Genomic DNA, 15,385 nt, shown 5'->3' on the forward strand with positions numbered 1-15,385 from the left:
AATGCTCGCAGCCCCAACATATGACATCGCAGTCATTGCGGATCAGGGTCGTCGCGAGACGCAGGAAGATGCAATCGCGACGCGAACTTTTGATACGGCCGAAGCCGCCTATGTAGTCGTTGCCGATGGCATGGGGGGACACGAAGCAGGTGAAGTCGCATCTGATCTGGTAACCAAAGCTTGGCGATCTGTACTTGACGTGCAGCTTGAAGACAGTGACGTGATCGAGGGCAACCTGATGGATGCTTTGCCAATTGCAGCGATGCAGGCGAATGCAGATGTCTCAGGTTATACAGAAAACAGCGAGGGTGCCCTGAAAATGGGCTCCACCATGCTGGGGACGCTTTTACTGAAGAATCGCCTGTTCTGGATCTCGATCGGGGATTCACCACTGTACCTGTTCCGTGATGGGTATTTGGTTCAGATTAATGAGGACCATTCGATGGCCCCAATGATTGATGCACAGGTCCAGCAAGGATTGCTGAGTGCTGAAGAGGCCAAGGTTCACCCGGATCGCAACCAGCTGACCTCAGTTATCATGGGTGCTCCAATCCCTAAGGTTGATTGTCCCAGTGTGCCACTGGAACTAACCCCGAGTGATGTGCTGATCGCGGCCAGCGATGGGCTTCAATATCTCGAGGATGCACAAATCCTCGAGGTTCTGAATGCCTGTGCCGGGCTCAGCGCTCAAGAAATTTCTGATTCTCTTCTGACGGCTGTTCATAGCAAAGAAGATCCTGATCAGGATAATATTTCGATTGCCGTGGTAAAGTTGTTATCTGTTTGAAAATAAACGAAAAAGAGAATGCGAGGACTATGAAGAAGTATATAATAGCATCCAGCCTTGCCATTGCAGGCGCATCTGGCTCAGCTTTCGCACAGGAAGCCTGTTCCACATATGCCATTCAGCGTGGTGACAGCTTACGTGAACTGGCGATGACAGTTTATGGAACTGCCGATTATCGAGCGATCTATGATGCAAACCGGGATGTCATTGGCAAAAACCCAAACATCATTCGCGTTGGTGAAAAGTTGAAGCTGCCTTGTGTGGAAACAGCAAGTTCGAGCGCCGAGGATAAGACCGAAGCCGAGAAGTTGGCCGCAGAAATGGCGTCTGATCTGGTGCGTGCTGCTGAGGATCGTGCGGCGAAAGCGATAGCTGAAGCCGAAGCTCGCGTTGCCGTCGCAGAAGCCGAAGCTCGCGGCGCCACTGCCGAAGAGTTGGCCGAAATTCGGGTGAATGCAAAATCCGAGATCGAAACAGCGCGTGCCGAAGGGGCTGCATTGATCCGCGGTGCTGGCACCGATGAGCGCCCAGAAATCCGGGACCGTCAGGCCCTGCTCATCACTGGCGGTAACTATGCACCGTTTACTGATGAAGATCTGCCAGACCGCGGGCTGTATACGCGACTGATTGAGACGGCGCTATTACGTGCTGCGCCAGAGCAATCTTATAAGATCCAGTTCGTTAACGACTGGAACTCTCACTTAGATCTGCTGATGCCAACTCTGGCATTCGATGCAACCTTTCCATGGTCGCGGCCAAATTGCGAAGAATTAGCTGCGCTCTCCGAAAGTGATCGAGACCGGTGCGAAGCTTACAACTTCTCTAATCCATTCTACGAAGTTGTAGACACGTTCTTTGCACGTGACGGTTCCGGCTATGAGGAAGCACAAAGCTATGTTGAATTTGCAGGCACAACAATCTGTCGCCCGGAAGGCTGGTCTCTCAGCCATATGGATGCTGTCGGACTGTACGAGCCAGCAATTACACTGATGCGTCCGGATACCCCGGATGAGTGTTTCGATGCCGTGATGGCAGGCACAGCCGATGTAGTTGCAATCGAAGCGCATCTCGCAGTGGAGGCAATTGCCCGTCTTGGGTACGATTTCGAACTGATTGAAAACCCCAACCTTGCAGCGATCAAGTCGCTCAATGTTATGACGCATGTCGACAACCCTGATGGTGAAGCGCTGCTGGAAACATTGAACGAAGGCTTGGAAATCATGCAGCAATCTGGCGAATGGCGCGAAATCATCTCGACCGCACTGCGTTATCAAATGGAAAATGGTTAACGCCCAAAATGGGCATGAATTTGGAATATCTGGAGGACTACTATGTTTGACTTGAAAAATATCACACTTACCGCATTTGCCGGTGTGGCTATGATGGCAGCCGGAGCTGCGAGCGCGCAAGAAGCATGTTCTAATTATACTGTGGCCGATGGTGATACCTTGGCGACGATCTCGATCACGGCATATGGCACATCCAACTATCAGCCAATCTTTAACGCGAACCGAAACACAATTGACAATCCCGGTCAATTGGCGCCTGGTCTTGTTCTGGCCCTGCCTTGTGAAGATGGTAGCCTGGCAAACGGTCAGACAGCGCAAGAATTGATCGCTGAGCAAGAAGATCGCGCTGCGAAGAACCGCGTCTCAAACGTCTATGAACCCCCGATCAAGCTGGTCACTGGTGGTAACTGGGCGCCGTTCACAACTGAAGATTTGAATGGTGGTGGTTTCATCGTTCGTTTGGCGACAACCGCATTGAACCGTGGTGGCAACCAGCGTGATTACTCTGTCAGCTTCGTAGATGACTGGGGTTCGCACCTGGAAACATTGTTGCCACTGGGCGCGTTCGACATCTCGATGGCTTGGTACATTCCTGACTGCAGCAACAAATCTTACGAATGGTCAGAGAATACAGCACTGCGCTGTAACACTTTGGACGGTTCTGTCAGTGTTTATGACGCTGTGATCGGTTTCTACACGCTGCCAGACAGCGAATACGCAACAGCAAGCTCCTTCAAAGATTTCCAAGGGGCAACGATCTGCCGTATGGACAGCTGGTTCACTCATGACCTTGAAGAGCAAGGCTTGGTCGCTCCTGCGATTGAAATGATCCGCCCAGTGACCGGTCCTGAGTGCATGGATGCGGTTTTGAATGGTACTGCAGATATCGCTTCTTTTGAGGTGCAAAAAGCAGCAGACGTATTCAGCGAAATGGGTCTGACGCAACAAGATATCGTTGAGAATCCATTTGTGAACACATTCTCAAGCCTGCGCTTTGTTACACACAAGTCTAACCCATATGGCCGTCAGTACATTGCCATGTTGAACCGTGGTTTGAACGAGATGCGTGAATCTGGCGAGTGGTATGCTGTTATTTCAGACTCACTGAAAGAGCATAACGACAAACTGGTTGCTGCGTCTAACTAAGCTGCATCTAGATCTCAAAATTGAAGGGCCGGTCCAATGGACCGGCCCTTTCTTATTATACTTCGCTCAGTATTTGCCCGAGATGATGATCTTAGTCGTGACCGCTTGAGCATCGGCTGGGGTCAGGCGGCCAACCCTTTGGAACCCATGTTCAGGAACTTCTGACGGCGATCTTGGATCAGCTCATCAGGGGATTGACTAGACAGGCCATCAAGCATCTTGGCAATGGCTTCGCCAACGGCGTTGATCGTGGTGCTGGCGTCGCGATGTGCGCCACCCATTGGCTCAGAAATGATCTCATCTGCGATGCCAAGGCGGGTCAGGTCCTGTGCTGTGAGGCGCAGCGCTTCGGCCGCTTCGCGCATTTTTTCGGCGTCTTTCCATAAGATCGAGGCACAGCCTTCGGGGGAAATGACTGAATAAACTGAATGTTCCAGCATCGCCAAACGGTTGGACGAGGCAAAGGCCACCGCGCCGCCGGATCCACCTTCGCCGATGATCACGCTGACAAGTGGTACGCCGATTTGCAGGCATTTCTCGGTTGAACGGGCAATCGCTTCGGATTGGCCGCGTTCTTCAGCGCCTTTGCCGGGATAGGCGCCGGGGGTGTCGACCAAGGTGATCACAGGAAGGCCAAAGCGCCCGGCCATTTCCATCAGTCGGATGGCTTTGCGGTAACCCTCGGGGCGGGCCATGCCAAAGTTATGCTCAATACGTGACTGTGTGTCTTTGCCCTTTTCGTGACCGATCACAACAACGGGCGTGTCATTGAAACGCGCCAACCCACCCATGATTGCCAGATCGTCAGCAAAGTTACGATCACCAGCCAGCGGTGTGTATTCGGTAAACAATGCCTCGATGTAGTCGCGGCAATGCGGCCGTTCGGGGTGGCGTGCGACCTGACATTTGCGCCAGGGCGTCAGGTTCTTGTATAGATCGCGCAGCATATCGGCGGCTTTTTTATCCAGCGCGCCGGCTTCATCCTCAACGTTCATCTCGTCGTTGGCACGCGCCATGGCCCGCAACTCTTCGGCTTTGCCTTCGATTTCGGCCAATGGTTTTTCAAAGTCGAGATAATTGGTCATTCTATGCTCCACAATTGTCGTTGCGATATATGGCGTTATCGCGGGCAATTTGCAATCACATCGCGGCTAATCCTGCACGAAATGCGAACTCGGGCGAGCTGAATACCGGAATTGATAGGTCTGAAAGCAAAGATACGGTCACGGCCATAGAAGCTTGCGCCAAAACCACGCAGGCCATCTCACGTTTGAATTCGACCATTCCGCGTATTTCGCTGGCAATGACGGCGGCAAAGGCATCGACCTGCCCTGCCTCGAACAGCGGCCAATACTGACCAAGTGACATAGTATGAACTTTAGTCGGAGAGCCTGCCTCTTCTAGGGCTTTGTCCAGCAACGCAAGGCTGGGCTGATAGGTGCTGTCGAGACAGAAGGCAAACAAGATTGGACCACCCGTAGCGGCAGCAGCTTGCATCATCGGCCAGTCCACACGGATGGCGCCGGCTTCTTCTGCGGCGGTTCCGATCGTTGTGCAGGTACAAATTACTACGCCTTCGATCAGGCGTATCTCTTCAGTGATCTCTTGCGCAAGTTCAGCGGCAATACCAGTTTGCGCGCGCGCAAGCCAATCAGGCCTTACGATATGCAAGACTTCGGTGTCCGGCGAAATCTGATCGCGCAGTGCATTAAATGTGGCGCAATGCACTTCGGCAGTATGAATGAATGTTAATGCCATTGAAGGACCCCAATTGAACTGGGGGATGACTTATCTATGAAAGCCTGTGATGAAAACAGGGAGTATCAGTTTTTCGGCCAGAGTACGGGGATCAATGTGGCCACCAGCAACAGCGCCATGGTGATGTTAAAGATTTTCAGACGGGTCTCATTTTTTAATATGCGCCGCAATTGCTGGCCCAGTACGGTCCAGCTGGTGGTGCTGATACAGGAGACCATAACATAAGTTCCTGCGACCCAAAGCACGGCTGTCAGATCGCGGCTTGTGGCGTATAGAGTAATCGCTGATAACGCCATGGTCCAAGCCTTGGGATTAACCCATTGAAAGGCCGCTGATTGCAAAAAAGTGAGCGGTTTGCCCTCGGTCTCGGTGTTTTTGGGTGCTGCTGAATTTGCAATTTTCCATGCTAAATAAAGCAGATAAGCAACGCTGGCGACCTTCAGAACGGTATAGCTAACAGGCCAGAGATCAAAGATCTGCATGATCCCAATCCCGACGAGCACCACCATCGTTGGCATGCCGAGGCCAATACCGAGCATATGCGGCACAGTACGCCGAAAGCCAAAGTTGGCGCCCGAGGCCATGAGCATCAGGTTATTAGGCCCCGGCGTGATGACCGTGACCAAAGCAAAGGTAAAGAGGGCGGAGTAAAGTTCAATTGTCATACGTGCAATTTATGATGTGGTTTGCGCATTTGAATTGCGAATATTTGTTGTAGGTCGTGAAAAATTGCAACATAAAATGTTAATGGATCATATTGACGATCATATATTGCGTGAACTGTCCCGAAACGGCCGGATCAGCAATCTTGAACTGGCAGATCGAATCAACCTGTCGCCCTCGGCTTGTTTGCGCCGGGTGCAGGATCTTGAACGACGTGGTGTCATTATTGGATATCGCGCAATTCTGGACCGTCCCAAATTGGGGGTGGGGTTCGTTGCTTATGCAACTGTAGGGCTCAACTCACACACCAAAGCCAGCCAGCAGGCGTTTGAACGCGCGATGGCGGTCGCACCTGAAGTGGTCGAATGTCACAACACCACCGGCGCGGTTGAATATCTGCTGCGCATCGAAGTGGCGGATTTGGCAGCGTATAAGTCCTTTCACACGGATGTGGTCGGGACGCTGCCGCAAGTCAGCTCGATCACGTCTTACGTGGTCATGGGGTCGCCAAAGGATGAGCGGGCCTGACGGGGAATAACGTGAAACTGTCGGGAATGCTTTTGTCGATTGCTATACTGGCCTTATATCTGGGAAAGGTTTGGCCCTATCAGACTCTGCGTATCTCAGGCTGATATGGTATGAATACAAGATCCTTTTCCGGCACATTTTCACTCGACTGAAAACGCCCGGCATCATCTGATGGAGCACTGCTATGGACGGCAAGATTTTTGATAATGATATCAGCAAGGTTGTGGAAGCTGACCGTGCCCACGTCTGGCACCACCTGATCCAGCATAAACCTTTTGAAACCGCTGACCCCCGAATCATCGTTGAAGGCCGTGGTATGCGCGTCTGGGACCAAAAGGGCAAAGAGCATATCGATGCGGTTTCTGGCGGTGTTTGGACCGTTAACGTTGGTTATGGCCGTGAGCGGATCGCTAATGCCGTGCGGGACCAGCTGATCAAGCTGCCATATTTCGCAAACACTGCTGGTAGCATCCCTGGTGCTATTTTTGCTGAGCAACTGATCGACAAGATGCCTGGCATGAGCCGTGTATACTACACAAACTCAGGATCAGAAGCGAACGAGAAAGCCTTTAAAATGGTTCGCCAGATTGCGCACAAGCGTTATGGCGGCAAAAAGCACAAGATCCTGTATCGTGACCGCGACTACCACGGAACAACCATCACCACGCTGTCTGCTGGTGGTCAGGACGAGCGTGGGGCACAGTACGGTCCGTTTACCCCAGGTTTCATCCGTGTGCCGCATTGTCTTGAATATCGCGCACAGTGGGATCTGACCGGCGAAGAGTACGGCATCGCAGCTGCCAATGCGATTGAAGAGGTTATCTTGGCTGAAGGTCCGGATACCGTTGGTGCATTGTGCCTTGAGCCGGTGACCGCAGGTGGTGGTGTAATTGTGCCACCAGAAGGTTACTGGCCACGTGTGCAGGAAATCTGCAAGAAGTACGATATCTTGCTGCACATTGACGAAGTTGTCTGTGGCGTTGGCCGGACAGGGACTTGGTTTGGTTATCAGCACTATGGCATTGAGCCTGATTTTGTGACCATGGCCAAAGGCGTGGCTTCGGGTTACGCGGCGATTGCTTGCTGTGTAACTAACGAAAAAGTCTTTGACATGTTCAAAGATGACGCGACCGATCCGATGAACTACTTCCGCGATATTTCCACCTTTGGTGGATGTACTGCAGGTCCGGCGGCGGCGATTGAAAACATGGCCATTATTGAAGAAGAGGGCCTGTTGGACAACACCGTTAAGATGGGTGACTACATGTTGGACCAACTTAAAGCGTTGCAAGATAAGCATAAAGTTATCGGAGATGTGCGCGGCAAGGGCTTGTTCTTGGGTGTTGAATTGGTCGCAGATCGCAGCACCAAAGAGCCGGTTGACGAAAAGCTGGTTCAGGCCACTGCAGGGGATTGTAACGCAAACGGTGTGATTATTGGCGCCTCAAACCGAGCGATCCCGGGCTTCAACAACATGCTGGCCTATAGCCCTGCGCTGATCGCGACTAAAAGCGATATCGACGAGATTGTCACCGCAACGGACAATGCATTGTCTAAAGTGTTCGGCTAAACCACTCACGAAATACTCTACAAAAAGGCCGCATCAGCGGCCTTTTTCTTTTGTGATTTGTGTACAGCCTGTACGTTTTGACCCTTAGTTATGTACACAAACCGATGGGGAGAATATCGGGACTTTGAGCCGGTCGACCAGTTTAGAGACGGATAACCCAAATGTGCGCCTGCGGCGCGCAGGTTGTCTCGTCTTCGGCCTTCGTCTCGGGGTTGCTCTGGCGGGGATATTTATTGCCAGATGAAGCAGGCGGATCAGTGGCTCAATGTGGGCCTAATCTGCGGGTTGCAGTGTTCCCTTGTACGCAACGATCAACCCGATGAGCGGGGCTGCGATTGTGACGTTGAAGCAAAACTGGTCCCCGTCGAAGGTTTCAAAGGTTTGACCTTTGGGCAGTAAGGTACGGGGTAACGGTAAGCCAAGGCAGGACCAATGGCGTGGGATTAAATACATCCTGTCCTCCTCTACAACCAGTGCCAAGGCCACGCTGATCGGGCCAAAGCGTTCAACCAGAAGATGTTGACTGCGTCCGGTACCCACCATTTGCTGCGATGAAAAGGTCTGGCCGCCAAAGTTTCGGGTCCAGTGCTCTTGACCGGTTTGAGGGTCAAGCGTGACGCTGACCGGGACAGAAGCGGCCGCCGGCGGAAAGCCGATCGCGCGGGCGACGAGATTGGCCAGAAATCCTTTACCACGACGCACCTCTGCCTGACCGCTCCAAACGCGTTTGTTGGCGCTGTCATGCAACTGTTGAACTGGCGTAGGCAGGCTTTCAAACGCCGAACCTAAAATGTGCCGATAGAGTGAAGCATTGAGGGGTGGAGTTAAGCGGAAACCGGTAAAGATGGTGCGGTTTTCAAACAGCTGATCGTAGTCGGATAGCTCTAAGGTTCGCGTCGCGGTCCGGGCGCCGGGGGCGGGGGTGTCTTTGTTCAAGAGTTTGCGGATGAGTGCCTCGATCGCCATGGAGGGAATATAGGGGCCATCATTGCCTTCGGCCAAAAGGTGCCATGTCTGGGTAAGGTCTTGCCCTTCGCGCTTACCCGTGGCCTGCACATACATACCACCCCGGTGTTCGCCAAACTTCATCATGTTCAGAACTTTGTAAAACAGGCCCGACAGTGGCGTCAGGGCTGGCAGGTGCAAGGCCGCGCGCGCTTTGGCCAATAGGTTCAGAGCACGGTGCAGGATTTCGGGCACCGGCCCGGCGCCCATCCAGATGTCTTGTAAGGTATCATGTTCAGGCGGGATGACCTGCAGATCAGGCACGTCCACCAGCGAGAAGTGGATGTTTTTGAGTGGCAACCGTCCGGGCACTGCGATGGTGTGTCGTCGGCTTTCGGCTAGCCCGCTGGCGGTTGTTTGTTTGCCACCGCGGGTTAATTTCACCGGGCTGCCCGCATAGCCAACAACGGCGCGCATCACGTTGAGACCGATGCCAGCGTAGGGCGAGGGCGCGATACCGCCTTCGACTGAAGTGAGGTCCATGGTTTTGGACATCTCGCGCAGGACGGCGGCAGTCAGAACCGGGAAGCTACTGACACCGGATAAAATAAAAATCCCAGCGTCCCGGGCGGATTGGTCAAACTGGGTGACGCCAAAGACGAAGTCGGCGGCGTCGGCGAAATCGAGATAATTGATGCGAGCATCAATGCAGGCTTTGACCACCTGATAGGGATCATCGCCGTAATGTTGAAACGGGCCGGAGGCGTCGACCACCAGATCAGGTTGTTCTGTGGTCAGGCAGGTATGGATCTGTGCCCGATCCAGAGCGAGGGGGCGCACCTGTGGCTGACCATGATAGGCGTTACAGAAGGCTATGGCGCGGTCGAGATTGCGGCCACAAATCAGCAGTTCCAGTTGGGGGAGATCTGACAGAAGTTCAGCTAAACGCCCGCCAAAAACGCCGTAACCGCCAAGGATGAGGATCTTCATGGGATTAACCTGTTACGGACATCGGGGTCGGGCAGGTTGCATAGGTCGGTGCTGCCAAACAGGCGATAGCGATTACGGGCAACGGTGCGATAGAGCGGGTTTTGAATGGCTTTGGGCAGGAGGTGGAAGAGGCGTAGAGCTTGCCAAACCCCACCCAGCCGGGTGCCGACGCGGGCGAGGGCGTCGAGGGAAGTATAGGCTTGACCATGCTCGACGTAGAGCCAGGTCGTGGGGTCGTTCGGGTCCAGTCCGTAATGGTGTAGCAGGGCGCGACCTGCCGGAGATTGGATTGGAAGGATACGGAATTCTTGCGCGGTGTCGTTGCGGGCAATCCAGCGGGCCCCACGGGCACACAAGGCACAGTGTGCGTCCATCACGGTGAACACGTCGCCAGCCTCAAATGTGGGGACTGATGAATCGTGTCGGTATGAATATGGCGCGCGTTGCCTGAGCATGTTTAAGTTGTAGGGCTGATACTAACCTGCGCACAGGTTACAAAATGTCGCTGGGGTGATTTGAGCCAAATAGAAAACGCCCACTCCAGGGACGGGATGGGCGCTGTTTTTAAGCGATAGATGTTTTTAGGTGCGCACGATCAGGACTGAAGTTTTGGCGTGGCGGGCCACTCGGGCGGAGTTTGGCCCTTGCACTCGATCTGCCAAGGTGGGTTTTTGCGCGCCCATCACCACCAGATCGGCGTTGGAGCGTTCGATAGCGTCGAGCACCTGTTCGTAGACCGTGCCGATTTCTATGATGTGCTGCACATCCTCAATGCCGGGAATGGTCTCGGCGACGAAGTCATGCAGTTGCTGGTTGGTGGCTTCGGTTGCTTTTTTGAGCGTTCCTTCCTCAAAAAAGCTGCCGACGATGGACATCCCATAATCAGGGATGACCGTTACCACGCTGAGTGTTGCACCATAGAACCCGGCCAGATCTGCGGCTTTGCGCAGAATGGCGCCCTCGGATTTAGGGTGGGTCAAATCGACCGCGCATAGGATATGTTGGGTCATGCCATTGCCTCCTCGGCTTCTTCTTTGCGTTTGCGACCCAGCTGCAACATGGTCACCAGACCGATCAGTAAGAAAGCCGGAAGGTAGAAGAGTTCCTTTGGCATCCGGTCGGCTGCAACTTCAAGCTCCATCAACTCCCAATCAAAGTCGATTTTCAACTGTTCAGATGGTCCGCCAAATTCCAGATTGTCAACGAACAGGGTGCCGTCTTCATCGCGGAATTCAATGCCTGCACCATTGAGCAGACGGGTCTGACCGTCTGCGCCAGCCTCGCCCAGTGGCAGCAGGTAGCGCGCATCAACGGGATCGCCATTGATATTTTCGCCGGCCAGCCGCACCCGAAGGGATGTATTTGCAGCGGCCCCTTCAGCCATGGTGTAGAGTTCTGCCGCCGGGCGTGTTTCAAACTCTGGCGCAATCCGGTTGAGGAAATAACCGGGTTGGAACAGCGTGAACGCGGCCAGTAACAAGGCGGCACTTTCCCACAGACGGGAATTGGTCATGAAGTAATTCATGGTCCCGGCGGCAAAGAGCAGCATGGCGATCAGCGCGATGACGAAGACGAAGACCGCTTGGTAGGGCCCGACATCGATCAACAACAAGTCGGTGTTGAAGATGAACAGGAACGGCAGCAGCGCGGTTCTGATCGAGTAGAAGAACGCCTGGAACCCAGTTTTAAGCGGGTCGCCTTTGGAGATCGCAGCCGCCGCAAAGGAGGCAAGCCCCACCGGCGGCGTCACATCTGCCATGATCCCAAAATAGAAGACGAACATGTGAACCGCGACCAGCGGCACGATCAGGCCGTTTTGCGCGCCCAGCTCAACCACCACACCGGCCATCAGCGAGCTGACAACGATATAGTTGGCTGTGGTTGGCAGGCCCATCCCGAGGATGATCGAGATGATCGCAACGAAGAACAGCATCGCCAGCAGGTTACCACCAGAGAGGAACTCAACGAATTCGGCCATGACCTGACCAATACCGGTCAGCGTCACCGCACCAACGATGATCCCGGCGACACCCATGGCGGCGGCAAGGCCGATCATGTTGCGGGCACCGATGATCAGGCCTTCGGTGATGTCATTCCAACCAGCACGCAGGTGTGCGCCGATGTTGGTTTGATTGCGGAAGAACGCTTTGAGCGGGTTTTGCGTGGCCAGAATGACCAGCATGAACACGGTTGACCAGAAGGCCGAAAGACCGGGTGATTTGCGTTCAACCATCAGCAGGTACATCAGCAGCAGGATCGGCATCAGATAGTGGATACCGGTCTTGAAGATTTCCCTTGTGGGTGGCAGATTCTGCATCGATTCAATGCTCATATCCAGATCCGGGGCTTTGGCGGCAAAACGTACAGCCGCGATATAGGACACTGCGATAATCGCAAGAATGGCAGGCATGGATGCGCCACCTAATGTGGAGCTGAGGATGGTGACGATTTGGCCACAGAGCCAAAGTGTGCCGCCAGCGATGATGATCGATACGGCGATGATCAAGATCGCGCCAAGCATGAACTTGACGGGATGCATGCGGCTGGTGCCGGGCATCTTCATCTTCAGTGCTTCGAGGTGCACAATGTAGACCAGTGCGACATAGGAAATCGCGGCTGGGATGATCGCGGTTTTCACCACTTCAACGTATGAAATGCCGACATATTCGGTCATCAGGAAGGCCACAGCCCCCATCACAGGTGGTGTCAGGACCCCGTTGATCGAGGATGATACCTCGACCGCACCAGCTTTTTCTGGTGAAAAGCCTACCTTTTTCATCAGCGGAATGGTGAATGTGCCGGTGGTGACAACGTTGGCAATGGACGATCCAGAGATCAGGCCAGTTGCCGCAGAGGCAATCACAGCAGCTTTGGCCGGACCACCGCGCAGGTGACCAAGAGCCGCAAAGGCAAGTTTAAGGAAGTAGTTGCCAGCACCCGCTTGGTTAAGCAGGGCACCAAACAGAACGAACAGGAAAACAAAGCCGGACGACACGCCCAGAGCAACGCCAAAGACGCCCTCGGTGGTCAGCCACATGTGGCTCATGGCTTTCTCGATTGAGGCGCCTTTCCATTGTACCACTTCGGGCAAGAAGGAAGATGAGCCGAAGAAGACGTAAGAGAGGAAGAACAGGGCCACACCCATCAGCGGGAAGCCCAGCGAGCGGCGCGCGGCCTCGAGCAGCAGGATGATCCCGGCGACAGCGACCACAAGGTCCATTTGGTTTGGTGCACCTGTACGCGCTGAAACGCCCGCATAGTTATACCATTGATAAGAGGCAGCCGCAGCAGCGATCAATGCGACAACCCAAGTCAGAATCGGGATTTTGTTGCGCGGGCTGGATTTGAGAGCAGGGAAGGCGATGAACGCCAGAAGAACGGCAAAACCAAGGTGAATCGCACGCGTTTGCGTATCGTTCCAAACCCCGATTTTCAGAATGAATGGTAGTGGTGATGCGATCCACAGCTGGTACAGCGACCAAAACAGCGGAATGTACCATAGCGCGTTACGGCCAAAGGCGTCTTTCGGTGCGCGTCCGCCTGTATCGGAATCCGCGACGAAGTCCTCTAGCTCATTGTCATCGGCCACGTTTGTTGTGTTATCGGCCATTCTGTCCCCTCCCGAAGGAAATTTTAGTACTTTAAACAAAAAACCTCCGGCACGTGGTGCCGGAGGTGATATTCAAACCAGCTGGATTATTCCATCCAGCCTTTTTCTTTGTAGTACTTAACCGCACCTGGGTGCAGTTCAGCTGTCAGACCGTCGGCGATCATTTCTGATTCAACCAGACGACCAAAGGCAGGGTGCAGTTTTTTGAAGTCATCAAAGTTATCGAAGACTGCAGAAACTACCGCATAAGCAACTTCGTCTGACACGTTGGCCGAGGTTACGAATGTGGCCTTTGGACCCCAGCTTGGGATGTCGTCAGCGTTGCCAGGGTACATGCCACCTGGGATGGTTGCGGCTGCGTAGGCAGGGATGTCTGCCAGCAGTTTGTCGATGCCTTCACCTTCCAGTGGGATGATTTTCACATCACATGAAGACGTGGCTTCTTGGCTGGAACCGTTTGGCAGGCCAGCGGCCCAGATTGTGGCGTCGATTTTGCCATCACACAGAGCTGCGGATTGCTCGGATGATTTCAGCTCTGCTGCCAGAGAGAAGTCATCTTTGGTCAGACCGCTGTATTCCATCAGGGTTTCGGCCAGAACGCGTGTACCTGAACCTGGGTTGGCAATGTTTACTTTTTTGCCTTTCAGATCTTCGACGGTGTTGATGCCTGAATCAACGCGCGCCATCAGGTGCATCGGCTCTGGGTGTACCGAGAACAGAGCGCGCAGCTCTGAGAAGGCGCCATCGTCAGCGAATGAGCCTGTACCGGCCAGACCAGCGGCCTGAACGTCGGATTGGGCAACACCAAAGTCCAGCTCACCCTGACGGATGGTGCGGATGTTGTAGACTGAACCGCCAGTGGATTCGACCGAGCAGCGAATGCCGTGGTCTTTGCGACCTTTGTTGACCAGACGGCAGATTGCGCCACCTGTTGGGTAATACACGCCGGTCACGCCGCCGGTGCCGATCGTGATGAACTGCTGATCGGCCGCGCTTGCGGCATTTCCCAGACCCATTGTCAGTGCAGCAGCTGCAGCGAGGGTCAGATTCGTGTGTTTCATGAGTTATCTCCCTAAAAATTCTACGGACGCTTGCGCGTCACGAATAGTTGAAGTTTCCCTATACCGATCACAATGTCACGAAAAACTAACGTTTTTTTTGCCGAACCCAGTAAGCGGAGTTCGCAGCGCGCAGTTCTTCGTATGATTTGATTCGCGCGCGGGCAGGGGCGCCGCCCATGGAAACCAGTGCCGCCAGCAGGCTCTCAGAGATGCCCATAAGCCCAGTAAAACAAGCGAAATGATGGGTGCTGACTGTGGATGCAGAAAAGACATGTTCGGGGTTTAGATCGGGTGAAATCAGGTCGGAATCAGTGAGGAAAATCAGCTTTACACCGCGTGATTGGGCAAACTTGCAGGCCTCAATCGTTTCTCTTGAATAGGGGGAAATTGTGATCGCAATCATCACATCACGCGGTCCGGCAAGAGTTAGCTCATCCAGAGCGCTATTCATGTGTCGGGGAATCAGCTGCAGGCTGGGCAGGGCCATCCGCCCGACGTAATGGAAATAATACGCCAGACTATAGCTGGCGCGCACGGCAGTGATGTAGACGTTTCTGGCCTCCAGCATGGTTTCAACTGCGCGCTCCACTTCCTTAGGGTCAAGGCGCTGCAGGGAATGCTGGACGATAGATAACGTGTTGAGTGCGCTTTGGGCCTGAATTGGACCCAAAATGCCCTCTGATTGCTGTGTCTCAAGCCATTCGGGACGTTCTTCATAAGCCGTAGTGGCGACTAGGGCGTGCCGAAACGGGGCGCGCAGGTCGTCAAAACCGTGGAAGCCAAGAGATTTTGCAGCCCGCACAAGGGTATAAGTGCTGACATCTGCCTTGGCCGCGGTGACGCGCACCGGGTCCAATCCAAAGTCGGATTGATTATCCAGTATGTATTTTGCCACCCGCTGAATGCGTGGAGGATAATTTGGAAAGTCTTCTTTCAACTGCGAAATAATTTTCGATTTTAACGTTGGATCCATGAGATTCCCCGGATTCGGCCTTGAAATAATAACATATGATATTTTTTACAAAAAGCCGAATGCTG

General features: G+C 53.7%; 14 protein-coding genes. 5 read left to right on the top strand and 9 right to left on the bottom strand.

Features of this window, described 5'->3' with window-relative positions:
• Position 1: 1 nt before the first annotated feature.
• Genes D9A02_RS04170 through D9A02_RS04180 form a run of 3 tightly spaced genes read left to right on the top strand, consistent with a single transcriptional unit; the run spans position 2 to position 3,222 of the window.
• Complete coding sequence (locus tag D9A02_RS04170; RefSeq protein ID WP_120499706.1) at positions 2-787, top strand: PP2C family serine/threonine-protein phosphatase; 786 nt, start codon at positions 2-4, stop codon at positions 785-787.
• A 29-nt stretch (positions 788-816) separates the two neighbouring features.
• Positions 817-2,076 (top strand): transporter substrate-binding domain-containing protein, encoded by a 1,260-nt coding sequence (locus D9A02_RS04175; RefSeq protein ID WP_120499707.1) that lies wholly within the window; start codon positions 817-819, stop codon positions 2,074-2,076.
• Positions 2,077-2,118: 42 nt separating this feature from the next.
• The gene (locus D9A02_RS04180; protein WP_120499708.1) at positions 2,119-3,222 is read left to right on the top strand and encodes a transporter substrate-binding domain-containing protein; all 1,104 of its coding nucleotides are present in this window, start codon (positions 2,119-2,121) and stop codon (positions 3,220-3,222) included.
• A 122-nt stretch (positions 3,223-3,344) separates the two neighbouring features.
• Here D9A02_RS04180 and D9A02_RS04185 read toward each other — a convergent pair whose 3' ends face one another.
• From D9A02_RS04185 to D9A02_RS04195, 3 genes are all read right to left on the bottom strand, one after another.
• On the bottom strand, positions 3,345-4,307 hold the full coding sequence (locus D9A02_RS04185) for an acetyl-CoA carboxylase carboxyltransferase subunit alpha (protein WP_120499709.1): 963 nt from the start codon (positions 4,305-4,307) through the stop codon (positions 3,345-3,347).
• A gap of 55 nt (positions 4,308-4,362) precedes the next feature.
• Entirely contained in the window at positions 4,363-4,980 is a 618-nt protein-coding gene (locus D9A02_RS04190; protein WP_120499710.1) for a hypothetical protein, read from the bottom strand.
• 65 nt (positions 4,981-5,045) lie between these two features.
• Positions 5,046-5,645: a LysE family translocator gene (locus D9A02_RS04195; protein WP_120499711.1), complete on the bottom strand. Its 600-nt coding sequence runs from the start codon at positions 5,643-5,645 to the stop codon at positions 5,046-5,048.
• 82 nt (positions 5,646-5,727) lie between these two features.
• Here D9A02_RS04195 and D9A02_RS04200 point away from each other — a divergent pair, with 82 nt between their 5' ends.
• Both D9A02_RS04200 and D9A02_RS04205 read left to right on the top strand, forming a co-directional pair.
• Complete coding sequence (locus D9A02_RS04200; RefSeq protein ID WP_120499896.1) at positions 5,728-6,171, top strand: Lrp/AsnC family transcriptional regulator; 444 nt, start codon at positions 5,728-5,730, stop codon at positions 6,169-6,171.
• A gap of 184 nt (positions 6,172-6,355) precedes the next feature.
• Entirely contained in the window at positions 6,356-7,741 is a 1,386-nt protein-coding gene (locus D9A02_RS04205; protein ID WP_120499712.1) for an aspartate aminotransferase family protein, read from the top strand.
• 273 nt (positions 7,742-8,014) lie between these two features.
• Here D9A02_RS04205 and D9A02_RS04210 read toward each other — a convergent pair whose 3' ends face one another.
• The 6 genes from D9A02_RS04210 to D9A02_RS04235 form a co-directional block, all read right to left on the bottom strand.
• Positions 8,015-9,676, bottom strand: coding sequence for an SDR family oxidoreductase (locus D9A02_RS04210; RefSeq protein WP_120499713.1), 1,662 nt, complete (start codon positions 9,674-9,676; stop codon positions 8,015-8,017).
• On the bottom strand, positions 9,673-10,062 hold the full coding sequence (locus D9A02_RS04215; protein ID WP_254054540.1) for a thiol-disulfide oxidoreductase DCC family protein: 390 nt from the start codon (positions 10,060-10,062) through the stop codon (positions 9,673-9,675). The genes D9A02_RS04210 and D9A02_RS04215 overlap by 4 nt, the downstream gene beginning before the upstream one ends.
• A gap of 195 nt (positions 10,063-10,257) precedes the next feature.
• Positions 10,258-10,686: a universal stress protein gene (locus D9A02_RS04220; RefSeq protein WP_120499715.1), complete on the bottom strand. Its 429-nt coding sequence runs from the start codon at positions 10,684-10,686 to the stop codon at positions 10,258-10,260.
• Positions 10,683-13,286 (bottom strand): TRAP transporter permease, encoded by a 2,604-nt coding sequence (locus tag D9A02_RS04225; protein WP_120499716.1) that lies wholly within the window; start codon positions 13,284-13,286, stop codon positions 10,683-10,685. Before D9A02_RS04225 ends, D9A02_RS04220 begins: the two co-directional genes overlap by 4 nt.
• Positions 13,287-13,372: 86 nt before the next feature.
• Positions 13,373-14,347 carry a TAXI family TRAP transporter solute-binding subunit gene (locus D9A02_RS04230; RefSeq protein ID WP_120499717.1) on the bottom strand — a complete coding sequence of 325 codons (975 nt, stop codon included), beginning with the start codon at positions 14,345-14,347 and terminating at the stop codon, positions 13,373-13,375.
• A gap of 85 nt (positions 14,348-14,432) precedes the next feature.
• Complete coding sequence (locus D9A02_RS04235) at positions 14,433-15,320, bottom strand: MurR/RpiR family transcriptional regulator (RefSeq protein WP_120499718.1); 888 nt, start codon at positions 15,318-15,320, stop codon at positions 14,433-14,435.
• Positions 15,321-15,385: the final 65 nt, after the last annotated feature.

This window comes from Roseovarius sp. EL26, from assembly GCF_900327775.1.
GTDB lineage: Bacteria > Pseudomonadota > Alphaproteobacteria > Rhodobacterales > Rhodobacteraceae > Roseovarius.